Below are 23,338 nucleotides of genomic sequence, written 5' to 3'. Positions count from 1 at the left end.
TGCCTGCCTGCGCTAGCGCAGGCAGGCTTCGAAGGAAGTGCGCAGTGCCTGGGCGTCGAGATTGCGCCCTATGAACACAAGCTTGCTGGCGCGCGGTTCGTCATCCGCCCAACGGCGCTGAACATCGCCATCGGCCATGGCCTGGACGCCTTGGAAAACGAACCGGCGAGGTTCGTTGGTAAGAGACAGTACGCCTTTGTAGCGCAGGAGATCTTCACCGTAGGCTTGTTGCAGCGTCTGTATGAACTTCATGAAGCGATCTGGGACTACATCTCTGTCTGTAGCCAACGAGACACTCACGACTTCATCATCATGCCGATGCAAGAGAACAGGCGTCTGCGGCAATGCGGCGTCGAACCGAGTATCGTCCAAGCTGTAGGCAGCGCGCCCTGCCAGAGCGAGCACATCAAGATCACAGTGACTTGTGCGGATAAGCTCAGCCCTGGGGCTTAAGCGGCGCAACAAGTCTTCTACCAGCTGGGCCTTGCTGCCAGACAGCAGTTCTGCCTTGTTCAGCACCACCGTGTCTGCAAATGCCAGTTGGTGAACGATTTCCGGGTGGCGTTTCCAATACCCCTGGATATGCGCACCGTCCACGACGCACACGACGGAATCAAGGATCAGCTCATCATTCAGGTCGTCATCCAGCATGAACGTCTGGGCAATTGGCGCAGGGTTAGCCAACCCGGTGGTCTCGATAATCAACGCATCGAAGCCCCCTTTTTGCACCAAGAGCTCCAAGCTTCTCAGTAGGTCTCCTCGTACGGAGCAGCACAAACATCCGTTGCTGAGCTGGATGACCTGTTCATCGCTGCTCTCGATCAGCTCCGAATCAATCCCCAGCTCGGCAAATTCATTGACGATGACTGCAAATTGCTTCCCGCCTGGATTTGCAAGCATGCGCCTGAGCAGCGTCGTCTTCCCTGCCCCCAGATAGCCCGTCAATACAGTGACTGGAATTTTCATCGTGTTTGCTCCATCGGCAGATTACAGCAACGGTGTCGCCCGGCGGAAACCAGGCATGACCGGGGAAAAAGACGTTGACATCTACTTTCGTTGCTGATTATGTATCATCTCGCTAAGAAAAAAAACAAAAGCGGAAATTTTCAAGACGGAAAGCACGTTTTCCGAACCTGATAGACGGCTGCTGCAGCGCGACGTCTGTAGCGTTAGTTTCTTGAGAACTCCGCAATGGAGAAGCAACGATGATCGAAAGAGAAGCACCGGCCGAGAGAATTCTTTTGGGCGGGAAGGTGATTGCCATGAGCCCCGATGCAGATCCGCAAGCGCAAGGCGTGATCATTCGCGGCGACAGGATCGTAAGGTTGATCCGTCGCGACGAAGTCGAGCAGTTCCGTACGGCATCGACAGTCGTAACCGACCTGGGCAACCGCACGCTGATGCCAGGCTTCGTTGATGTGCATGCCCATGCGGAAGTGGTTTGCCGCACCACCTTCAACACCATCGATTGCCGAGCACCTGAGTGCTCTTCGATTGAAGAGGTGTGCGCGCTTTTGGCAAAAGCCCGTGATGAGCGAGCACCCGGCGAATGGATCGTCGGCCAAGGCAATCTGTTCTTTGACCGCAAGCTCAAGGAAGGCCGCCTTCCCAGCAAGGCCGAGCTGGATGCCGTCAGTACAGATTCACCGATTGCCGTGCGCGCCGGTGGACACATTACCGTGCTGAACAGCAAGGCGCTCGAAGTGGCCGGCATCGACCGCAATTATGTCGCCCCCGAATTCAGTGTGACCGGCCTGCCGATCGTCGAACGAGATGAACACGGTGACCCCACCGGCGTGGTGAAGGAAATGGACACCTTGCTGCCCTTTCCGGGCTGCGACCGCTCGACCCTGAAAAGCGCGCTAAAGGAAGGTTTGTTCGAATACTTCACCCGCTTTGGGGTAACGACAATCGGAGAAATCTCCGAGACCGTCGAGGGTATTCAATGCATGGATGAAATGGCATGTGAAGGTGAATTGCCAGTTGCCATGCGTGTGTACATTTGGGCGCCAGGCACGATGGAGCTCGACGACGCCTGCAATTGGCAAGACAAATTCCAACTCAATGCATCGGAACACATGATCCGCATGCAGGGCATCAAGCTGTTCGCCGACGGTGGTTTCTCAGCCAAAAGCGCCGCCGTGAGCTGCCCTTACCTTGGCATGAATGGCCAATGTGGTGAAATCGCCTTCCCCAAGTACTTCTTCCGCAGGGCGTACGAGCAATCGCAAAAAAGCGGCCTGCAGTTGGCGGTTCACGCAAACGGCGATCGTGCCCAAGAATGGCTATGCGAACTGGTGCAATCCATGGGCGGCGCGAGCAGTGGTCGCACTCGTATGCGCATCGAGCATGCTGGCAACTTCATGCCTCGCCAGAAAACCATGGAAGCGTGGGCAACCGCCGGCATCATTCCCGTCCCGCAGCCAGTTTTCATCTACACCTTCGGGGAGTACTTCCCCGATTATCTGGGTGAAACTGGCCGAATCGGACGCTTCCCGTTCAAAGATCTGCTTGCCCAAGGCTGGCGCCTGTCCGGCAGTTCGGATGTCTGGATTGGCTCAGAACGCGAGGCCACCAACCCGCTGTTCAGTGTCTGGTGCTGTGTCAAGCGCGAAACCTACTCCGGCAATTTCATTGACCCTGAGCAAGCCGTCACCTTGGAGCAAGCTTTGCGCATGCACACACTGGATGCCGCAGCGACCATGGGAGAAGAAGACATCCGAGGCAGCATTACGCCTGGCAAGTTGGCCGACATTATTGCCTTGGATCGCGACCCCTTTGCAGTACCCGTTGATGACCTTAGAAAACTAAAAGTGGAATACGTGCTCACGCAAGGACGCACGGCTCTTAACCTTACCTGTTAACTGCCAATTCAGCCGGCTAGCAATAGCCGGTCCTCACAAGAAAAGGTTGCAGGAGATACAAAAATGCGTGCATTACCGCTGGAACTTGAAAGAAGAATAAGTTTGCTGGAACAAGAACACAACCAGGGTGCCGACTTTGACGCCACGGCCTGGTTCTGGCTCATCGTCCTGGGCGTCATCCTTCCGGTTGCCGTCGCAGTCTGGGGGTGGGCATGAGCAAAGATACGCTGGACGTCGCGGCTGATACATCCGCATGGCCGCTCCTCCCGGCCGAACGCGTCTGGGGGAGCTGGCAGTTGCTGATCGCCCTGACCACTGCGGGTGCAGCAACATGGTGCTATATCATTGGTGAGTACGTTGGCTACTACCTGAACTTTAAACAGGGCTTTGCCGCTCTGACGGCGGGCTGCATGTTCGGCATGTTGCTGACCGTACTCGCAGCACTGCCAATCTGTTGCCGTTTCGGGGTTGACTCGATTGCGTCAAGCAAACCCGCGTTCGGCTCCAGAGGCTGGGTAATACCGGCAACCTTGCAGTTTCTTTCCATTCTCGGTTGGAACTGCCTTTTGCTGATTTTCTTTGGTAAATCCGCTGCACAGTTTCTTGTCGCGGTCGGCTTGGCCACACCTGAACAAAGTGGAATCATCGAGCCTTGCGCGACACTGTTTGCCTGCATCCTTGTAATGCTGCTGCTGCTCAAGGGGTCCGGGGGTGTTGATAGGGTAGCGAAAATTCTGGTCGCTCACGTGTTCGTAGGCCTTTGGATGCTCTACATCATCGTCAATGAGCGTTGGGAGGATCTCGCGATGGCCAAACCAGCCTCCGCATCGCCCGATCCTCTGTGGAATTTCGTCACAGGTCTTGAGTTGGGAATCGCCTCCTCGCTGTCTTGGTGGCCTTACGTGGGCGCTATGTCTCGAATGGTACCAAATGGTCGCAAAGCAGCAGTGCCTGCACTAATTGGACTAGGCGGCTCAGTCGCAGCGTTGAGCCTGATCGGCGTGGCGGGCGTGCTGGTATTGAAAGTTTCCGACCCCTCCGAATGGCTACGAACTGTTGGCGGCCCCACGTATGCAATCATCTCACTTGCGTTCGTGACTGCAGCCAATCTGGGTACCGCGGTCGCAGGTATCTACTGCTCCGCATTGGGTCTTCGCCATTACAAGGCGCTTGAACAGATATCGTGGAAAGTGCTGTTGGTGTTGATAGTGACCCCGATTGCGATTGTTGGCCTGGCGATTCCGAACTTATTCTTCAACAATTTCTCGACTTTCCTGGCCTTCATCGGGGTGGGCTTTGCTCCATTGTGCGGCATACAGATCATCGACTATTACCTGCTAAGGCGCGGAAAAATCAACGTCCGTGGACTATTTGACGAAAATGAACCTAGCTATAGATACTGGAAAGGCGTAAACCCGGCTGCAGTCTTGGGAATGGTGGCGGGAATTGGCACTTATATCTACGCACTCAACCCCTTGACTTACGTATCAAACTTCCCTTACCCACTGGTTCCAGCCTCAATTCTTTCCGCCGGAACTGCGAGCTTGGTGTTTTTACTAGTAACACGTTTGTTTGTAATACCGGCTAAAAAGGGGGGCTACGACAACATAGCCCGCCCCGTCAGCACCAAGAGCCTATCTCCCTTCTGAGTCTCAACCGGCCCGCTCATCCAGCGGGCCACAATTCAAAACAAGGTAACACTTATGCCCGCACTCACATCAACAATCATTGATGACATCATTCATGCCTTCAATCAACATGATGTTGAAAAAGTACTCAGCTACTTCAGCAATAACGGCATCATGATTAGTTCCGGCGGCGACAATTGTCGCGGAACGTATATACAGGGCAAAGAAGCGATCGGCATGGCGTTGCGCTCTAGATTTTCATCATGTCCAGACATCAACTGGAGTGAATGTAAAACCTGGATATCAGGACACAAAGCGGTATCTGAGTTCCGAGTCAAAGCCACCCTTCCAACTGGAAAAAAATTAGATGCCATTGGCTGTGACATCTGGGAATTCTCGGAGGGAAAAATCATGCGAAAAGATACATATTACAAACACACCTAGCCCGGATTTCTCATGACCGCATAAACAAAAACGGCTGAAAGCCTTATGATTCTTGTCGCCAAACAAAGCCCCATAAGTCTTCAGCCGCGCACAAAATGCTACCAGAAAAACTCCACTTTTCACCCCTCTCTCGCCGCCTCGTCGAGGCCTCTTTCACCGGTGGTCACATCACCTCGGATGCGGGCTTGTTGCTGCTGCGCGAGGTCGACCAGCAACATGGCTTGACCCGCCGCCTGGCCAAAATCGTTCCCGATCGGCGTGATCCTGGGCGTGTCCAGCACGGACTGCAGACACTGCTCGCCCAGCGTATCTATGCACTGGCCGCCGGCTACGAGGATCTCAACGATCATGACGGCCTGCGCCATGACTACGCGCTGCAGACTGCGGTCAACCGCCTGCAACCGCTGGCCGGCAAATCCACTCTGGGGCGCCTGGAACAGCAAGCCGATCGCGAAACGGTGGTGCAAGCCCATCGCCTGCTGTGGGAGCACTTCATCGCCCAGCATGACCAGGCGCCGGCTGAGATCGTGCTCGACTTCGATGCGACCGATGTGCCGGTGCATGGTGATCAGGAAGGGCGCTTCTTCCATGGCTATTACGACCATTACTGCTTCCTGCCGCTCTATGTGTTCTGTGGTCGCCATCTGCTGGTGAGCTATTTGCGCCCGAGCAACATCGATGGCGCCCGACACAGTTGGGCCATCCTGGCACTGCTGGTCAAGTTCATTCGCCGCTTCTGGCCAGAGACCCGCATCGTGTTCCGCGGTGACGGCGGTTTTTGCCGACATCGCATGCTCGACTGGTGTGACCGCAAGCAGGTGGATTATGTGGTGGGTCTGGCCCGCAACACCCGCCTGCAGCGGATGGCGGCGCCGGCCATGCAAGCTGTCGCCGAGGCCTACCAAGAAACCGGGCAGAAGATGTCCGGCGTGTATCGCTTCCTCTATCAGGCCGGTAGTTGGCGTAGGCGCCGCCTGGTCGTGTCGCGCCTGGAACATGGCGAGCAGGGTGCCAATCCACGCTTCATCGTCGTGTCCCGCTTTGCCGAGGATGCTGCCCAGCAGTACTACGAAGACTACTGCGGCCGTGGCGACATGGAGAATCGGATCAAGGACCAACAGTTGGATCTGTTCGCCGACCGCACCTCCAGCCCACGCTGGTGGACCAACCAGTGGCGGCTGATGCTGTCGGCCTTTGCCTATGTGCTGTTCGAACGGCTACGCGATCATCTCCAGGGCACCGCATTGGCGCGCATGAGCATCCATAACCTGCGCTTGAAACTGCTCAAGATCGGTGCGGTGATCATTCGCAACAGCCGGCGCATCCGCGTGCTGATCAGCGAGGCCTATCCGCATCAGGAACTCTTTGCGGGGCTGGTTGCCCGCCTCAAGCCGACCTGAACAGGCGGGCGCCCCCGGCCCGGCTCAATGGGGGAAAGGGGGCAGTGCGCCCCATACGCGGGAATTGAATAAAAAACGATCAATTTTTAGCGGTGGAAGGCAGGTTGTTGATACACCGAGGCTTCACCGGCCACGCCTGCCGGCCTCATGAGAAATCCGGGCTAGGACCATACACACCACACCCGAAGTCGAACCAACCTTAAAGTCCAGCAATTCAAAAGTCAGCCATTGCAAAACAAAAAACAGGGAAAGTCATGTAACCAACAAGACTCACACCTAACACAAACCCATCAGCTTAATGAAAAAATGAATAAAACACTAATCGTCGTAGCACACCCAAATCTTGATCAGGGCATCGCAAACAGCGCCTGGACAACCGAACTTGAAACCTACCAAAACGAGTTCACAACCCACCACTTATATAAAGAATATCCCGACGGCATAATAGACGTCCGCAGAGAGCAGGAATTAATTGAGTCGCACTCCGAGTTAGTCTTACAGTTCCCTCTATATTGGTTTAACTGCCCACCACTGCTAAAGAAATGGCTTGACGATGTGTTTACATATGGGTGGGCCTATGGCAAAAAAGGTGAAAGCATGAAAGGACGGACAACAGCAATCGCGGTCTCAGCTGGTATATCCGAGAGTGACTTTCAAAAAAATGGGCGCTACAAGTATAGTCTGAGTGAAATACTCACCCCTTTCAAGGTTTCCTTTGACTATGTTGGAGCTCGCTACAAAGGAGTTTTCGCACTTTACGGGATCACAGAGGATACCAACCCTGAAATAACAAAAGCCAGCTCCCGAGATTACATTCAATTTTTAAGAAAGCTAAAGGACCCTGAAAACAAATAAAAATACAGACTCAAAAATTTTAATTAAAACAAATACATTGGAGGTCCATCTCACAACCGCGCTGCTAGAGATATTGTCCTTTTCCAGATCTAAGACGCTGACTATAAACCATCGCTATTTTAACCGCACAAAGGGATACGGACCATACCGTCCAATTGATCCACAGCGTCGTCATATCGTTTTTTCACGATTGGCAGTGATAATAACTGATCATTGATGCATCCGTGCGGTGTTCAATATGGACAAAATCCTGACACCTTGGGCCAGGAGAGTACCAAGCAGGTTGATTCCTTGTAATTAATGAATCACTAGATCATTATCAACCCACTCAGTAATTGGGCCTGCAAATCGCGTTTTTCAGGGGTCAAGCACGACCACTCTAGTCTGTTGGCTTATTTTATTAGAGGCAATAGATCATGAATCAGAAAGAAAACTTGCAACAACCTAAACATTGGCGCCTATTAAAAATACACTCACCACCCCATACCTAAACAACTCAGCGATAAACGCGACCCACTTCAACTGGCAACTTTTTATCCGATATCTCTTGCTGAAAGGCAGCAGCCAGTGCTGCCTTCACGAAATTATCAACTACTTCACACCTTTCACAAGGCTCCAACTCATCTAAATTCATCCAGGCCGAAATGTTATTCAACCAAGCAACAATGCCACGCACAGTTGCACGCAACACAGGAGTAACGGGCTGCGCTCTTTTGTCGATTAATCGGTGCAACAAGATATCCTCATAGCGGCGACGCATCAGCAATATCAATTGCCGATGCTTGGGTGCGAGATAACGAAACTCTTGTTCACTCAGCAAGAAACAAATACGTCGATGCTCGTGCAAATCTACATGCGCATAGAGCAATGCCTGGAAACCGTCACCGGCGACATACTTTGTTATAGCCGCCGCCTCCAATATGTCTTCGTAAAGTTCTTCAATTGCCTCAAAGAGCAACTGCTCCTTACTCGCAAAATGGTGATAGATTGATCCCGGCCCCATCCCCAAATGCTGTGCAAGTTCGCGCATACCGACTTTTGCAAATCCTCTCTCGGCAAATAACTCTAGTGCCTTATTGCGAATCTCCTCAAATCGCGAACCAGCGGTTTCTACGGAAGCAATCAAGCATTCCTCTTCCGACAACGCAGCGGGGTGAATCGCTCTGTTCATTTTTTATGCAGACCTAAGTTTGTGACTACGCAGATTTCGCGCAAGAAATTTCTGACAAAAAACTCACCAGATGCTCTAAAAACACCATAAAATCATTGACTTAAGAATCTAGTGCATTACCCACCTTAACCAACCACTCACTGGCCTGTGGGCAGGATTCTAGCAAGTATTGCATTTTGCTTTTCTCAGGTCGCACCGATAAAACCTCGACTCTCGATCATAAAACGAATCCCGCACCGAGCACAGTTGCTAAACCCCGCTAACACGATGCTCTCAGAGCATGACGATCGCAAGAAAAAAGAAATAATAGGCCTATTATTTTTTATAACATCTGAAACCGGCATAACAATTACAACTTAATCTAGAATAGATACTTATCCACTATGTAAGATACACGACCTTTATCTTAGACAATACGAGCCAAGACAACGCAAACGCAAACGCAAACGCAAACCATAGGGCTACATCGATAAAAAGACAGCAGGGCAAGCCTCTGAAAACAATTAAGCAGAAACCACAACTCAGTCCACCCTAGGAATGAAAGCTACTCTTTCACCCCCTTCAGTTCATCCCCCACAGAACACAACAACCTTCAATCAACTGAGACAAGATTAAGCAATTTTTTGTTTTAGCCCACAACCCCGCAAGTTCAGCATCAGCACTAAAAACTCAGTCACCCCCAACTTTTTGCACTCTTCTTGCATGACAGAACTCAGAAACCAGCCAATTACGAAACTGGTTTGCCCCCTCCCCTCTGACCGTCGGACTTTGACACAAATAATAATAGACCTTTAATGACAGTGCATTTCCAAATGGCGTTATAAGCTCACCAGATTTAACCTTATCCCTCATAAACAAAGAAGACCCAAGAATTAGGCCACTTCCAATTAATGCAGCCTTTTCCAAAAGAGCAGGATCCTTTACAACCATACCTCGCCGAGCTAGACTTGGGTCAATTCCTGCCAACTCGCACCAAGCTGCCCACCACTCTCTGTCAAATTCGTGAATCAAGCTAAAATTTGAAAGCTCCTGAAGCGGAAGTGACGCGAGGCCTTTAGTTAATGACGGACTACAGATCGGTAATAGTTCGTCGACGAGCAAAAGCTCATGATCAGCATCTTCCATTTCCTCTCTTGAGTAAAAAATCTTATAATCAAATTTCTCCCTATTTTCCACTGGCAAACTCAAAGAGCTATGCAGTACAACGTCGACATTAGGGCGATTAGAAACGAAACCGTTCAGCCGAGGAAGCAACCAATTTGCGGACAACAACGGTGTAACACTTAGAACCAATCTATTATTCGCGCTTGATAAATTGGCAATCACCTCAAATGTGTCGGCAAGCTTATCAAGACACTCAACACTTGACCTCAGTAAAATTTCACCCTCGAGTGTTAACTCAACCCCCTGGTGCTTTCGAGTCAATAGCCGAATGTTGATTTTCTCTTCCAGCTTCCTAATTTGATGACTAACCGCCGCCTGTGTCACATTTAGTTCTTTAGCCGCCATGGTAAAACTCAGATTGCGACCAACTGCCTCAAAATAACGGATCGCTAATAGCGATGGAAGTCTTCTACTCATGGGAACCTATACCTCGCCAAAAACTGTCAGCCGTCCAACTCTACGCATCTATGCTAGACCTTATAGGATATTTTATTCAATAGCGCGAACTGATCAGATTTTTCGCGCACAGGGCAACGATCATAAAATAATTGAGCGCCTTTTCCGCATTCAAGGCGAACTCTGATCAAGTTTCTCAGCGATCGGTAATGACCGGCTTTCTGTCCAAACACAGCTCGACTTTCAGACGAAAATATGTGTATCTCCCGGCACAGAGCCTTGCTTGGTAAGCCTTTCAGGCGTGCTGCTCCTCAGTACTTAATAAGTACCAGCGATCCATCCATAGTTTCGGCAGCGCAAACGGGGTGCTCAGCGGGGCTGGCGACCATGCCATAGAGGCAAGTCTTCCATAAACGGTACTGCCACAGCCCCACAGAAGGGATGTTCGACCTTCGCCCGTCACAGCTTTGTCCTTCTCGATCCTTCGTCTGGCCTTGTAAAGCGCACTGCATTTGCTCAGGTGTTTGTAGGTACCGCGCCGGGCTGCGATCTGCTAGGTCACTTACCCCCTCTGCGGATTCCACGCTGACTCGGACACCCATTCCACGCACATCCGGACAGTGATTCCACGCTGATCCGGACACTCATTCCACGAGCATCCGGACACCGATTCCACGGCCATCCGGACACTTTCCAGGCAGGCAGCTACGCAGGATTTATTCACTACCATCGACCTCTTTTTCGAAGCAGAGAGGTCGTCGTGGAGCGTTTGTCCATGCGTAAAATCCGTGAGGTGTTGCGCCTCAAGTTCGATTGCGGGCTGTCTGTCCGTAAGATCTCCCGCAGTCTGGGCATAGGCCACAGCAGTGCCGGTGATTACCTCTGTCGCTTTGCCGCCAGCGGTCTAGCCTGGCCCTGCTCGTTGTCCGATTCCGAACTGGAACAGCAACTGTTCCCACTGGCCCCTGCGGTGCCCAGTGAGCAGCGGCCACTGCCTGATTGGTCTTGGGTGCACGCCGAGCTGCGTCGCCCCGGCGTGACCCTGGCGCTGCTCTGGCAGGAGTATCGCCTGAGCCAGCCGCAGGGTTTTCAGTACAGCTGGTTCTGCGAGCACTACCGGGCCTGGCAGGGCAAGCTGGACGTGGTGATGCGCCAGGAACATCGCGTCGGCGAGAAGTTGTTCGTCGACTACGCCGGGCAGACGGTGCCGGTGATCGACCGGCACAGCGGCGAGATCCGCCAGGCGCAGGTGTTCGTCGCGGTGCTCGGCGCCTCCAGCTACACCTTCGCCGAAGCCACCTGGTCGCAGCAGCTGCCGGACTGGCTGGGCTCGCATACCCGCTGCTTCGCCTTCCTCGGGGGCGTGCCGGAGATCGTGGTGCCGGACAACCTGCGCAGCGCGGTGAGTAAGAGCCATCGCTACGAGCCGGACATCAACCCGAGCTACCGCGATCTGGCCGAGCACTATGGCGTGGCGGTGGTGCCGGCGCGGGCGCGTAAGCCGCGCGACAAGGCTAAGGCCGAGGTCGGCGTGCAGGTGGTCGAGCGCTGGATCCTCGCCGCGCTGAGGAACCGCCAGTTCTTCTCCTTGAACGAACTCAACAGCGCCATCGCCTTATTGCTGGAGCGCCTCAACCGACGACCGTTTCGCAAGCTGCCGGGCTCCCGGCACTCGGCCTTCGAAGCCCTGGATCGTCCGGTGCTGCGGCCGCTGCCGGAGCAACCCTACGTGTATGCCGAGTGGAAGAAGGCGCGTGTGCACATCGACTACCACGTCGAGGTTGATGGGCACTACTACTCGGTGCCGTACCAACTGGTGAAGAAACAACTGGAAGTACGCCTGACAGCGCGCACGGTGGAGTGCTTCCACGCCAATCAGCGGGTGGCCAGCCATCTTCGCTCACCGCACAAGGGCCGGCACAGCACACAGGCCGAGCACATGCCCAAGAGCCATCGCGAGCACGCCGAGTGGACGCCACAACGGCTGATCCGCTGGGCTGAGCAGACCGGGCCGAACACGGCCGGCGTGATCAGCCACATCCTCGAACGGCGCATCCACCCAACCCAAGGCTACCGGGCCTGCCTGGGCATCCTGCGCCTGGGCAAGACCCATGGCGAAGTGCGCTTGGAGTTGGCCTGCCGTCGCGCCCTCAGCCTCGGTGCGTGCAGCTACAAGAGCCTCGAATCGATCCTGCGCCAGGGTTTGGAAAGCCTGCCGTTGGCTCAAGCCAACCTGCCCCTGCTGCCGGACGACCACGCCAATCTGCGCGGCCCCGGCTACTACCACTGAACACAAGGAATCCCACCATGCTGCCCCATCCGACCCTGGACAAGCTCCAGACCCTGCGCCTGACCGGCATGCTCAAGGCACTCGCCGAGCAACTGAAAACCCCCGACATCGACAGCCTGAGCTTCGTGGAACGCCTCGGCCTGCTGGTCGACCGCGAACTGACCGAACGCGACGACAAGCGCCTCAGCAGCCGCCTGCGTCAGGCCCGGCTCAAGCACAACGCCTGCCTCGAAGACATCGACTACCGCAGCCCGCGCGGACTCGACAAGGCGCTGATCCTCCAGCTGAGCAGCGGTCAGTGGTTACGCGACGGACTCAACCTGATCATCAACGGGCCCACCGGCGTGGGTAAAACCTGGCTGGCCTGCGCCCTGGCACACCAGGCCTGCCGAGAGGGTTACAGCGTGCGTTACCTGCGCTTGCCGCGCCTGTTGGAAGAGTTGGGCCTAGCCCATGGCGACGGGCGCTTCGCCAAGCTGATGAGCGGCTATGCCAAGACCGACCTGCTGATCCTTGATGACTGGGGCCTGGCCCCGTTCACCGCCGAACAGCGCCGCGACATGCTGGAGCTACTGGACGACCGCTACGGCCAGCGCTCGACCCTCGTGACCAGCCAAATGCCCGTGGACAACTGGCACGAACTGATCGGCGATCCAACCCTGGCCGATGCCATCCTCGACCGCCTGGTGCACAACGCCTACCGGATCAACCTCAAGGGCGAGTCGATGAGAAAGCGGGTGAAGAAATTGACGGCGCCGGGCGCCTCAGACTAACAATGCAACCCCTGCGTCGCTGCGCTCCGACTGCCTGTCCGAATGATCGTGGAACAGGTGTCCGGATCAGCGTGGGCTGAGTGTCCGAATGGCGTGGAATCCGCACCCCCTCCACGCCCGGGTCGCTTTTCAACATCAGCATCCCCCCCCCCGCTTGTGCACGGACGATATGTTCTTGACCATGCAGCAAGCACTGCGACTTCTACCACGTCGGCGTTATTCGTAGTAGTGCCATGACCGTGAAGGACCAGTTACGCCATTATGGCCCTCATGCTGAATAGCACTGGCTGCCCTTCATCATCTGATGCGCTTGCCTTCCTTATTCTTGGTCGAGCTGGGCAGCATACACCACTGCCTTAACCTCAAACTGCCAAGCTTATGCCAGCTTCTCCGACCCCTTGACTGAAATTCCCTGCCTAAAAAAACTAATGGGCCAATTAGTTTTTTTAGGTTGCATCCAGTTTCTGGCAGTCACATAGTTTCACCATATTACTGTGAATCGTAGCAAACGAGCACTCAAACCCAAGAACCACATCAGCCCGGCCGCTCGGTGCAAAATTCAAACACTAGAATATAACACCGCCAACCGCTAAGGTCAGCTTTTCGCAGACGTCGCCAGGATACAGAAACACTGCCTGGACCTATCACTCCAGCGAGCAATACGTGTACTTGACACACCCCAGCGGAGATTACTGAAACACACTAAAATCCAGAATAAAACCAAAAAAGCAATGCAAAAATTTCAGATCTCGCTAGAGTCCAACAGTAAATTTTCAGCCATAGGCATTACAGAACTAATCACCTAATATCACCTGCCCCACACTCATAACACAGTACAGACGATAGATACTCTAAGCGACTTCGAGACCGTTTGCCCAATAGGCACCGTGCGGCTCAAGTCAGTTTAAAAATATAAAAAACAACCATAAGGAGTACTAAGTGGGAAAATATCGCAAATGGCTCCTCGCTTCTGCACTGTGGGCGTCCATGGCCAACGCTGAATACGTTAAGGTTTCCGATGACCTCAACATCCACTACCTCACGTCTGGAGAGGGCCCAAGAGTTGTTTTGCTCGTCCCTGGCTGGATTATGAGCGCAGACGTCTTCGAAAAGCAACTTTCCTATTTTAAAGACTCAAAGAAGTACAAGTTGATTGCTATTGACCCTCGCAGCCAAGGCCTCTCAACACATACTAATGAAGGCAATTATTACGAGCAGCATGGGCGTGATCTTAACGCCCTGATCGTAAAGCTCAATCTGAATAAATTTGTGTTAGTCGGCTGGTCAAACGGTGGATTTGACGCGCTCTCCTACGTGCACCAATTTGGCGCCGACAGGCTGGCTGGCTTTGTAATGCTAGATGCAGCGCCGACAGGAAACGCAACAAGTAATGCAAGTGAGTGGGCTTGGTATTCCCGAGACGATAACGATCACTTCTGTGAACAGCTCACGCAAGGTTCTTTAAATGATCGGCAGAAGATGAACACCGAATTTGCTCACTGGATGGTGACTAACCCTACTCCAGAGTACATGAACTGGATTACCAAAATTTCCAACATGACTAGCGACGGCGTGGCTGCACTGACCAATGCGAACAGTTTTTATCAAGATTACCGAGCGGATCTTCGCGACTTGGAAAATAAAGTACCACTGCTTTACGTAGTACGCCAAGATTGGAAGCATTCCGTACCTAAGTGGAGCAAAGAAAACACACCGACTGCGTCAATAGCGCTTATGGACAAACACATTTCTTTCTGGGAGCATCCGGAGCAATTTAATATTCCGCTGGAGAAATTCCTGGGTAATTTAAACTAAATCTTCAGAATGCATTAGCTCTCCAGCACCGCATCTATTAGCACACCCCTCTAGCCGCAAAACTCCTCCTCAACAAAAATAGCCCAGCCGAAAGTCTGGGCTTCCAACGCAAAATCAGCAGGATTAACGCCTAGTCACACGAAGCCCACAATCGCAGCACCGGCTGCCCACTCTGCAGGTCACCACCTAGTCCTTCGATGGCGGCCTGGAGGACTTGCAGTTGCAAGGCCGGCGCCTGCTTGAAAGGTTGTGGGTGCAGCACTTGGATTTCGCGCAGGGTATCGCGCACCTGCGCCGCCTTGGTCGGGTCGACAAAGCCGCGCTGCGGGTGCCAGTGGGCGAGCGCCCCCAGGTGTATGCGCAACGTGCCGGCAGACAGCCGTGCACCGTAGGCCGCTAGGAGCGCAGCACACTGACGCCGGCAGCAGTTCCACCCTTCAAGGTGCTCGATGGTCTGGGCGTAGCCAGCCCGGCATGCCGCCAGCCGATACCGATCTGCGTCGCTCACGTAACCTCCCGCATGCAGCACTCAAGCGCGCAATCCATCAAAAACGTCCGTCAGCTTCCGGAAATCCGTACTCTCGAACGTAAGCTTCTCGCATGGACTTTTCAAGCCTCGTCGCACAACTTGACTAGACCTTCGGACTGCCTATCCAGGACAAAATCAAATCGAAAAAAGTGTGTATATAAGTAGAGTTTTGAGAGAAGATTCTGGCAAAAATGAATAGCGTCGAAACCTGTCGCGATCGGCTCTCTTCAGCCGAACCAAAAGACCATTTCACAGTCACTGCCTTTGGATCCGAAAATCCATTTGGATCCTCCGCTCGACAGAGGGCCCGAATCAGCAGCCCCCGCCAGCGATTAGGATGACCATAGCAGGAGGCTGATTGACATGGACTCGATCAAGAGCTGCTACCACCCCATTGATGCCGCGATCCTTTGGTGCAACCTCACCGATCACTCTACAGAGATCCTGCAAGTAGAGATCTCTCACTCAGGTGAACTGCTCAAACATTTTCCACAATGGCCCAACCTTCAGTTCCATGTAGAGCGAATTTACGACGCCATCGCCTCTGGGGAGTTGGCTGCAACTTTCCTCGGCGGACCCATCACGCCTAATGACCACGTCGAACGCGTGTATTGGTCCATCCGCCGTACAGATCTGAGAGTATGGTCCGCTCTAAACCACCCAGAGGATAAGCCCGAGTTTCTATTTCCAAAGAACACTGACCACCTCGAGTGCGTGAATCTCAACGTTTTCATGGCAGTGCAAGCTGAGCGAGACTTCTACGCGCGCGAATACGAAAAAATGCATCAGGCTTTTGATTCCCTCGCCAAAGAGATGGCTGCGTATAAAGAGCAAGAGCACGAATTGGCAGCACAGCTCGAGGGAGTTGGGCCTGCATCCGAGACATCCACCAAGGTGCACCACACGATTATCGGAGCCCTGCTAGCGGTAATGCTTGAAAAGTCAAAGAGCGGCCAACCGCGGTCAATCTACAAGACCCAGTCTGCGGTAGTCGATGCCATCACTACGCTGTTCCCAGGTGTTGCTGGGTTGAGCAAACGCACCCTTGATCGGAAATTTGCGCAGGCGCGCCGTCGGATTGCCCAGGCGGTAGATGCCTAGCGCCGAATAGCCAGGCAATGACGGCCATTGCCTGGCAATGATTTTTCACCCCCACGGACCTTCAATGACTGTCACATCCCACTGCGCGCCACATGGCGCTAAGGAGTGACACCATGCAACCTGCCAGCCCTGCCCCAGCTTCCGCCGATCGCCACATCATGCGCCGCGATGAGGTGGAACAAAAAACCGGCTTCAAACGCTCACACATCTACAACCTGATGAAGGCCGGACTATTCCCGCAATGCCGACGCATCTCTACAGCGCAGAACATCGGCGCCAATCCCACTAAGGCCATGCTGGCACCTAAACACTCGTTGCAGCATCACCTGCTCACGGGCCTGCGTCACCTGGTTAAAAACGAGTTCAAATTCAACCAGCCCGGTGCAGCCGGCTGGCTCACCGAAGACCATCTGTGGTTGGTCAGTAAAACCGCCACCGACAAACTGCGCGCCTACCTGCTGGCTCAGGCCGTGGATGGCATCCCCTCTTCCAACATCGCTTTGTTCGATGAACTGCAGTCGCATGGATTGGTGGATGCGACCCCAGAGGGCAAAGCGGTATGGAGCGCCACCGTAACAGAAGACGACTGGCAACATCGCTTTACCTTTCTCCGCCTGCAGCCGAGCCTTATTTGGGCAAATGAACCTCGGCCAGACTGTTTCTGTGGCAGGATCGAACCGATGATGAATGGTCCACTGCGGACCAGTGAAGCGAAGACAGTTAGGCCGCAAACTGCTGAAGATGAAAAGCAGCCAACCGCCTCTCCCCAGAGAGAGGATTTCGACTATCTCGACGATTTGATGAACATGTTGCAAGAACGGAGCGAGGCCGAAACTGGGCCAGGCGCGGGAAGTCCTCAATCCTCCACTGCACCATCCAAGGATGCCGAGGGGCTGGCCTTCCTCGAATGGCTTCGCAAAGGGGTTCTCAATCATCGCTTAGTGGTCAACGACAGCAAGGCCAAGGTCCACACCGTGAACGGCACTTTTTTCCTAGTCACGCCGGGCATTTTCCAGCGCTACGCCGCAGAGCACCCAGACTTGGCTGACGCATACTCTAAGAGCGATGCCTGGCGGCGCATACAACGTCAATTTGAGAAGCTGCATGTACATTTGAAGACACCCAATGGCCAGAACATTTGGACATGCACAGTTAGAGGCCCTCGAAGCGCCAGCTCGTTGAATGGCTACTTGCTAAACGACTCCAGGACAATTTCAGGAGAGCCTCCTGCCAACAATCCTTTTTTAACGTTGATGTCTTGAGCTTTTTACCCGCGTTGAAAAGAGTCTTCGAACCGGCATGACCATAAGCGTTACGGGCCCTTGTGCCGTCAAGCGGAGCGCGTAGACCAGGATGGCCGAAGATTTGAAAGTAAAATGCCGATTTAGGCAGCACGCCGAGGCTCGGTTCACGATAGCCTGGCCGCAAAGCGGCAGCCTCCTCAACACGCCGGCAGCTCAGCGCCAATCCTCCGCTAGGTCTGTTCCACTAAGATGGAAAAACGATAGAGCAACTCGACTGAGGACATTTTGCCACCATCGGCTGTAGAATCTTCCCTCCCAGCGATTTCCGGTTGGCACTAGACACTCATGCCAGCTGTGATTCGTGCGTTCTTAGCTGGCAGCATCAACCATTCTCAAGGAAGCAGTCTGGCATGTCCGAAACGCTGAAAATCAAAATCGACTTCGCCGAAAAGCGTCAGCGTCCGGCAGAGGTCTTCCAGGCAATGAGCGGCTACATCGAGGCCTACCAAGCACTCGGCCAAGTGTTGGTCAACGCGCTAGGAGACCCGGAAGACTTCGCGCTACAGCTCGAGTGCGTTGAGGCGGGCTCAGTTGCTAGCTTCATCAAAGCTGTGCCTGGTCGGCTCAAAGGATGGATGTCCTCCGCAATCATTGAGTCGGGCTTCACACTCGCTGATGCCCTCTCAGGAGTTGAGAGTACGGCCACTGAAGGCGAGGTCGATGCGATCGCTTCTGTACTTGAGAACGAGCTGACCAAAAACGATAACCCGCAGATGATTCACCCTAAAATTGACAGGAAAGAGCTCGCGTTCGCTCTCCAGAAATTCTCTGAGGCCAACAAGAAGCTTCTCCCGGACGAAACCGTCCTAACGTCCCTGGCGGATACAGAGAATGTCACCCCCATCAACACCCACTGGCGCTTCAACGCTAATCCAAAGAATATGTTCCTTGGGATTACAACAAGCTTCAATGGCTCAGATCGGCTTTACGTACGCGCCCCAGTTAACATAGGCAAAGGTGCCTGGTCGATGGTAAGTGTTACAACAGGTAGTCGGTACAACGCCAACATTATTGATATAAAGTGGCTTGATGACTATCAAAATGGCTTGGTGCGCGCCATCGGGCCGAAGGATGTCATGGAAGCTGAAGTCTCGTTCCAGCTCTACACCCCTCCTCCTGGCCAAGGCAAACCGTATATATCAAATGCCAAAATTGTAAAAATTATTGATATCCATCGAAACGTGGGATTGCAACATGAAACAATACCCTTGCTCTAAAGAGCAGAAAGCAATCCTAGCAGAGCTGTGCTCCGAATACCTTTTTATCGTAACTCCATTCGTTTTTTTGGTAGCGATAAAGCTATACGCATACTCATGGAAAGATATATTTCTAGCTGCCGACTGGTCGCTAGTGTCATGCATTATATTTGGTCAAATCGCGGTAAGGACGTCCCGCGCCGCCATTAAAAACCGCACAGTAGATGATCGACACTTTTCTTGGTACTCATCCAAACGTTTCTTCTTGGTAGCCATGTCCCTCTTGGTTTACTTTGGCATGATTACTAAACCTACATTGTGCCTTGGATTTGGACAGCTTGGACTGTTCGCATTAGCAAGCCTTTTTCATTTCAAAGATGGCGTTGCTGCGAAAGCAATCGAACACAGAACCTTGACTACTGTGTGAGTACATTCTCCGCGAGGAATTTTCTTGTAGAGGACTCGTGAAAAATTCCGAGCCTTCCTCAAAAAGCCACCCGACCTTAATAATTTTCGAGTGGCTTATGGCTGAGGCCTTTGTAACACTAAGAACGATGAACACTAGGCTCTGTACGTAAACCCAAGAAATACGATTTTCTGTAAAATACACCGCCATTAAAGCCAGGAGGCCAAGATGGCAAAGCGGTATGAACTTCCCGACGCAGCCTGGGATCTGGTTGCAGATATCTTCACCAAAAATCAGCGCACCGGGCGCCCTCGGGCCGATGATCGCCTGATGCTAAACGGTATTCTCTGGGTGCTTTGCTCTGGCGCAGCCTGGCGAGACATGCCCGAACGATTCGGCCCTTGGTCAACGATCTATCAACGGTTCCGGGGATGGCGTGATTGCGGAGCTTTTGATCAGATGCTCAAGCGTCTTCATATCCGATTGAATGAGCAGGGTTTGATTGACTTGGAAACATGGATGATCGACTCCACTGCCGTACGAGCAACCCGGGCCTCATCAGGTGCCGGGAAAAAAGGGGATTTGAAGAACCGCAAGACCACGCGCTCGGGCGCAGCCGGGGTGGCCTGACGACCAAGATTCACATGCTGTGCGACGCCAATGGTGTGCCTCTGCGTTTCCTGTTGTCAGGCGGACAAGCCAGCGATATAGCCTATGCCCAACCGCTACTCGATCAGGCTTGCATACCCAGCCTGCGCGGTCGCCCACGCAAGCGTTGCCGCTGGTTGCTGGCTGACAAGGGTTACGACGCTGAAGCGCTGCGCCAGTATTGTGATCGTTATCGCATGCAGCCAGTCATTCCGTTGCGAAGCATGAAGCGCAAAACCAAGCCAGGATTGCCTCGACTTTTTGATCGCCCCAAATATCGGCAGCGCAACATCATCGAACGCATGTTTGGCTGGCTGAAGGAGAACCGTCGCATCGTGACGCGCTTCGACAAGCTCGCAACAAGTTTTGCGGCGATGGTCTCATTGGCCTGCGCTATGCGGTGCTTGCGACAATACTTTACGTACAGAGCCTAGTGTAAGTTACAAGCGCAGCGCCCTCCAAATGCGCGCCTCAACCGGCCTCTTCCAATTGTTCTATTGTTGTCCACTCGAGGCAGTTACCCGGTATCTGCTTAGAGGAGTCAAGCAGATAATCTAACAATGCTTTCACCTTCTCAGCAGATTCTGCATCTTCTTGGATACGGACAAAGGCTCGATATGGCTTCTCGTCCTTGGACTCTTTTCCAAATAACGCTGTCTCGAAGCATGTACGGCACGCAACAAGCCTAACGCGCCCTACTGCGTTGTCGAGCTTAAGCACGGAGGCTATGGTGCCGTTCATGCCCCAGGCTGGGTTGCCTTTACCGGCCACCGTAAGCGGGGAGTCGGTATCGTGGAGGATCGTAAACTGCTTGGAGAACTGCAGTAGGACTTTTGCCAGGGAAGGAATGATTCCCTTACCACGAGCACGGATGATTTGAACATCCTTGTACTCGTCGAGATACATGTCCCTGATGATCGAGAATGCCGTGTACTCGGTGTCGCCCTCTACGATGATCTGCCGTCCACCGAAGAAGAACTCGTTTACGTAGGGATCACAAACGTTGAGCATCTTGAGGTTTTTCTTGTCGTCATCGTCCAATTTGGCGCGAGTAGGCCTGTACAAGGTCGTACTTTCCACCTCGTTACCTTCACCACGGTACACGCGAACAATCGTGGTGTTGTCTTTGGACAGATCGATGAAGATCGGTGAGTGCGAGGTAATCATCACCTGCCAGTTGCCCGTCTGAGGCAGATCGTAAAGCACTGCTCTGGCCTCCCGGATGGCAGAGGGGTGCAGACAAATTTCTGGTTCATCCAGCAGCAAAACGTGCGGCCTTGTCCCTTCGCTATCTTTCGCCTCCGACAGGTACTTCAGGGCGGCCCACAGCAACGTTCGACGGGCTCCGCTCCCCTGGTTGGCAATACCTGACAGGTAACCATCCTTCGGGCCCATCAGCAGGTCGGCGGTGGTTTTGAATGGGGTGTAGGCCTTTTCGATGTCCAACTCAGGTTTGGCATCGAACTTCACATGGTGGTTTGGGAAAAGCCGATCGAGATACTGGGTAATCTCTGACTCGATGGAAGCCACCTCTGCTTCAGTCGCCTCCACGGCTTTTGTCTGCAGATTTTTGATCTTCTCGATCACAAGTTCGTAGTCAGAAAGCTCTTGAGCCGGATCCGACTTGATTTGTTGGACGCGCTCCTTCAGCAAGGAGCTGATCAAGTTAACAATCTCATTCGCTTGGGCATCTGGCGAAGCAAATGCGTCTATGCGATGGGGACGCGGACGCTTGGCGTTGGCCACGTTTGGAGCCCCCCAAGGCACCTGCGCATCCCAGTCACCCTTTTGCACATCGAAGCCTTGGCGCACCGGCTCCCTGGCAGGGCTGTCCCAGATCCAACGCTCGCGGATCAGGAACTCTCCGTTGGCCTGCACGCCAAGCCATCTATCTCCCGGCGCATTACTGAAGACGATAGTTTGGAGCTCGATGGTTGGGAGCGCTTCCCTGTCGACCTCGCCGTTGGGAAAATCACTAATACTGAGTTTGCCGGCGCTAGATCCATGAGACATTACGATTTCATAGGCTCGCAAGATACTGCTCTTACCAGCGTTGTTCGCACCAACCAGTACAACGATGTCATCTAGCTCGATCTCTACCGGGATTGACCCAATTGAACGAAAATTTTGGATGATGAGTTTATGCAGTCTTGGGCGAGGTGTACCTTCTTCAATCAGTGAAACAATTTCAGCTACTGCGGGCTTCTTGGCCATACACAAATCCCTGTAATCGTAATTTGATACCCAAGACTGCTGGACTTTGGGTCAGGGTAATATCATCGCCACCATCAGACATGTCAATATGACATCATTTCAAATGTTTTCAGCTGTTTACCGGTACCGAATGTCTGCTGAGGACGTTCATAGCGAGTGACCACAGAGCAAGATCTACCTCTACTACGACTATCAATAAGCTTTCTGCTTGAGTTTCCTGATCACAGGCATGCGGAGCGTGTAGGTCAGGAAGGCTGACGGCGTGAAGGTCGTCAATCCGAGCACGCCTTCTGAACCATGGGCTCTAACCCCACTATGCTCGAGTAGTGAAAATTCGGTGGGGTAAAAAGTGGGGTAAAAACCTACATCCAGTACAATCCATCGCCCATAAAAAAAATCCAGCCACTGCTAAGCGGCTGGATTCTTTGGAGTTATTTGGTCGGGACGGAGTGATTCGAACACTCGACCCCTTGCACCCCATGCAAGGAGAGATGGACAAGAGGCTAGTTACGCTGATGGTCCTCCCCGTATCAATGCGGACAAAGTGGCCTCGAAATTTTCCGGCAGCACAACATCTAGCGGTGGACGCCCCCACCAAGCTTCCCGCCGCAGCACTGCCCCCCACTGCAATTTGAAATATTTTTCGACGGTCCCGTGCTAGCACCTGGAGATAGCAGGTCGCTGATGAGGGTCCGCTATCGACCCATAGCTGCCTTTCGCGAAAGACAGCTAAACTCACTGGGACGCTTTAACGTGGCATGAGGATTTGGGGTAGGAAGCTTAGCCGTCTACCACAATAGGATGACGGAGACGTTCATCCGGGGGCTACATCACGGCTTACGTGGTGCCGGACACCGTAAGGACGCTGGAGTAGGGGGAGGCGTTGAGGGCCGTTATGTACGCCCACGGATCGATGTGGCCGTGGCTTTCGATGCCACAACCTTCATTGACCCTTGAGGTAGAAGTTGGGCATCAGGCCACGGATTGGGCGCTCACCCGATTTGACGCTAGGCGGCGTGCGCGCCCCACACCCCAAGCTAACCCGGATTTCTCATGAGGCCGGCAGGCGTGGCCGGTGAAGCCTCGGTGTATCAACAACCTGCCTTCCACCGCTAAAAATTGATCGTTTTTTATTCAATT

Annotated in this window: 18 protein-coding genes and 3 pseudogenes; 15 read left to right on the top strand and 6 right to left on the bottom strand. The window is 53.4% G+C overall.

What is annotated here, in order from left to right:
* Positions 1-12: 12 nt before the first annotated feature.
* Positions 13-966 carry a GTP-binding protein gene (locus KDB76_RS12710; RefSeq protein WP_013972324.1) on the bottom strand — a complete coding sequence of 318 codons (954 nt, stop codon included), beginning with the start codon at positions 964-966 and terminating at the stop codon, positions 13-15.
* 239 nt (positions 967-1,205) lie between these two features.
* On the opposite strand from KDB76_RS12710, the gene KDB76_RS12705 reads away from it, so the two are divergent.
* From KDB76_RS12705 to KDB76_RS12680, 6 genes are all read left to right on the top strand, one after another.
* Entirely contained in the window at positions 1,206-2,864 is a 1,659-nt protein-coding gene (locus KDB76_RS12705; RefSeq protein WP_013972323.1) for an amidohydrolase, read from the top strand.
* Positions 2,865-2,927: 63 nt separating this feature from the next.
* Complete coding sequence (locus tag KDB76_RS12700; RefSeq protein ID WP_152953874.1) at positions 2,928-3,080, top strand: hypothetical protein; 153 nt, start codon at positions 2,928-2,930, stop codon at positions 3,078-3,080.
* Entirely contained in the window at positions 3,077-4,513 is a 1,437-nt protein-coding gene (locus KDB76_RS12695; protein ID WP_013972322.1) for a cytosine permease, read from the top strand. Before KDB76_RS12700 ends, KDB76_RS12695 begins: the two co-directional genes overlap by 4 nt.
* Positions 4,514-4,567: 54 nt before the next feature.
* Entirely contained in the window at positions 4,568-4,936 is a 369-nt protein-coding gene (locus KDB76_RS12690; protein ID WP_080708157.1) for a nuclear transport factor 2 family protein, read from the top strand.
* A 95-nt stretch (positions 4,937-5,031) separates the two neighbouring features.
* Positions 5,032-6,336 carry an IS1380-like element ISPa33 family transposase gene (locus tag KDB76_RS12685; protein WP_038409882.1) on the top strand — a complete coding sequence of 435 codons (1,305 nt, stop codon included), beginning with the start codon at positions 5,032-5,034 and terminating at the stop codon, positions 6,334-6,336.
* Between the two features lie 228 nt (positions 6,337-6,564).
* On the top strand, positions 6,565-7,191 hold the full coding sequence (locus KDB76_RS12680; RefSeq protein ID WP_235208039.1) for an NAD(P)H-dependent oxidoreductase: 627 nt from the start codon (positions 6,565-6,567) through the stop codon (positions 7,189-7,191).
* A 496-nt stretch (positions 7,192-7,687) separates the two neighbouring features.
* On the opposite strand, the gene KDB76_RS12675 is transcribed toward KDB76_RS12680, so the two are convergent.
* From KDB76_RS12675 to KDB76_RS29775, 3 genes and pseudogenes are all read right to left on the bottom strand, one after another.
* A complete protein-coding gene (locus KDB76_RS12675) occupies positions 7,688-8,317 on the bottom strand; it encodes a TetR/AcrR family transcriptional regulator (protein ID WP_158308188.1) in 630 nt (209 codons plus the stop codon).
* Positions 8,318-9,031: 714 nt separating this feature from the next.
* A complete protein-coding gene (locus KDB76_RS12670) occupies positions 9,032-9,943 on the bottom strand; it encodes a LysR family transcriptional regulator (protein WP_080708156.1) in 912 nt (303 codons plus the stop codon).
* A 274-nt stretch (positions 9,944-10,217) separates the two neighbouring features.
* Positions 10,218-10,475, bottom strand: a pseudogene (locus KDB76_RS29775) (IS5/IS1182 family transposase); the annotation flags it as partial.
* Between the two features lie 222 nt (positions 10,476-10,697).
* On the opposite strand from KDB76_RS29775, the gene istA reads away from it, so the two are divergent.
* The 3 genes from istA to KDB76_RS12655 all read left to right on the top strand — a co-directional run bounded on the left by istA (position 10,698) and on the right by KDB76_RS12655 (position 14,800).
* Positions 10,698-12,212 carry an IS21 family transposase gene (istA, locus tag KDB76_RS12665; RefSeq protein ID WP_038408847.1) on the top strand — a complete coding sequence of 505 codons (1,515 nt, stop codon included), beginning with the start codon at positions 10,698-10,700 and terminating at the stop codon, positions 12,210-12,212.
* Between the two features lie 17 nt (positions 12,213-12,229).
* Positions 12,230-12,985 (top strand): IS21-like element helper ATPase IstB, encoded by a 756-nt coding sequence (gene istB / locus KDB76_RS12660; protein ID WP_038408850.1) that lies wholly within the window; start codon positions 12,230-12,232, stop codon positions 12,983-12,985.
* Positions 12,986-13,924: 939 nt separating this feature from the next.
* Positions 13,925-14,800 carry an alpha/beta hydrolase gene (locus KDB76_RS12655; protein WP_049870809.1) on the top strand — a complete coding sequence of 292 codons (876 nt, stop codon included), beginning with the start codon at positions 13,925-13,927 and terminating at the stop codon, positions 14,798-14,800.
* A gap of 130 nt (positions 14,801-14,930) precedes the next feature.
* On the opposite strand, the gene KDB76_RS12650 is transcribed toward KDB76_RS12655, so the two are convergent.
* Positions 14,931-15,308, bottom strand: a complete 378-nt coding sequence (locus KDB76_RS12650; RefSeq protein WP_038410406.1) for a hypothetical protein — start codon at positions 15,306-15,308, stop codon at positions 14,931-14,933.
* Positions 15,309-15,692: 384 nt separating this feature from the next.
* Between KDB76_RS12650 and KDB76_RS12645 the strand changes: the two genes are divergently transcribed.
* From KDB76_RS12645 to KDB76_RS12625, 6 genes and pseudogenes are all read left to right on the top strand, one after another.
* Complete coding sequence (locus KDB76_RS12645) at positions 15,693-16,430, top strand: hypothetical protein (protein ID WP_038409445.1); 738 nt, start codon at positions 15,693-15,695, stop codon at positions 16,428-16,430.
* Positions 16,431-16,522: 92 nt separating this feature from the next.
* Positions 16,523-16,639 (top strand): annotated as a pseudogene (locus KDB76_RS30155) (transcriptional regulator); the annotation flags it as partial.
* 39 nt (positions 16,640-16,678) lie between these two features.
* Positions 16,679-17,692 (top strand): annotated as a pseudogene (locus tag KDB76_RS12640) (helicase/relaxase domain-containing protein); the annotation flags it as partial.
* 392 nt (positions 17,693-18,084) lie between these two features.
* Positions 18,085-18,951, top strand: coding sequence for a hypothetical protein (locus KDB76_RS12635; RefSeq protein WP_038409444.1), 867 nt, complete (start codon positions 18,085-18,087; stop codon positions 18,949-18,951).
* Positions 18,929-19,357 (top strand): hypothetical protein, encoded by a 429-nt coding sequence (locus KDB76_RS12630; protein WP_144241762.1) that lies wholly within the window; start codon positions 18,929-18,931, stop codon positions 19,355-19,357. The genes KDB76_RS12635 and KDB76_RS12630 overlap by 23 nt, the downstream gene beginning before the upstream one ends.
* A 207-nt stretch (positions 19,358-19,564) precedes the next feature.
* Positions 19,565-20,418 (top strand): IS5 family transposase gene (locus KDB76_RS12625; protein WP_086005488.1). Its coding sequence is split into 2 segments (ribosomal slippage): positions 19,565-19,906 and positions 19,909-20,418, totalling 852 coding nucleotides; the frame shifts between segments, so codons are not numbered across the junction.
* Positions 20,419-20,455: 37 nt separating this feature from the next.
* On the opposite strand, the gene KDB76_RS12620 is transcribed toward KDB76_RS12625, so the two are convergent.
* Complete coding sequence (locus tag KDB76_RS12620) at positions 20,456-22,198, bottom strand: AAA family ATPase (protein ID WP_212632272.1); 1,743 nt, start codon at positions 22,196-22,198, stop codon at positions 20,456-20,458.
* Positions 22,199-23,338 lie beyond the last annotated feature (1,140 nt).

The sequence above is a fragment of the Pseudomonas sp. JS425 genome, assembly GCF_018223845.1.
Lineage (GTDB): Bacteria > Pseudomonadota > Gammaproteobacteria > Pseudomonadales > Pseudomonadaceae > Aquipseudomonas > Aquipseudomonas asiatica.
Note: the sequence above shows the minus strand (reverse complement) of the source record. Positions and strands in the feature narration are given on the sequence as shown.

Coding starts and splice junctions, on each gene's coding strand:
- KDB76_RS12670 (WP_080708156.1), bottom strand. CDS start 9,943: ATGAGTAGAAGACTTCCATCGCTATTAGCGATCCGTTATTTTGAGGCA.
- KDB76_RS12645 (WP_038409445.1), top strand. CDS start 15,693: ATGGACTCGATCAAGAGCTGCTACCACCCCATTGATGCCGCGATCCTT.
- istA (WP_038408847.1), top strand. CDS start 10,698: ATGCGTAAAATCCGTGAGGTGTTGCGCCTCAAGTTCGATTGCGGGCTG.
- KDB76_RS12630 (WP_144241762.1), top strand. CDS start 18,929: ATGAAACAATACCCTTGCTCTAAAGAGCAGAAAGCAATCCTAGCAGAG.
- KDB76_RS12700 (WP_152953874.1), top strand. CDS start 2,928: ATGCGTGCATTACCGCTGGAACTTGAAAGAAGAATAAGTTTGCTGGAA.
- KDB76_RS12695 (WP_013972322.1), top strand. CDS start 3,077: ATGAGCAAAGATACGCTGGACGTCGCGGCTGATACATCCGCATGGCCG.
- KDB76_RS12690 (WP_080708157.1), top strand. CDS start 4,568: ATGCCCGCACTCACATCAACAATCATTGATGACATCATTCATGCCTTC.
- istB (WP_038408850.1), top strand. CDS start 12,230: ATGCTGCCCCATCCGACCCTGGACAAGCTCCAGACCCTGCGCCTGACC.
- KDB76_RS12710 (WP_013972324.1), bottom strand. CDS start 966: ATGAAAATTCCAGTCACTGTATTGACGGGCTATCTGGGGGCAGGGAAG.
- KDB76_RS12705 (WP_013972323.1), top strand. CDS start 1,206: ATGATCGAAAGAGAAGCACCGGCCGAGAGAATTCTTTTGGGCGGGAAG.
- KDB76_RS12635 (WP_038409444.1), top strand. CDS start 18,085: ATGTCCGAAACGCTGAAAATCAAAATCGACTTCGCCGAAAAGCGTCAG.
- KDB76_RS12685 (WP_038409882.1), top strand. CDS start 5,032: ATGCTACCAGAAAAACTCCACTTTTCACCCCTCTCTCGCCGCCTCGTC.
- KDB76_RS12620 (WP_212632272.1), bottom strand. CDS start 22,198: ATGGCCAAGAAGCCCGCAGTAGCTGAAATTGTTTCACTGATTGAAGAA.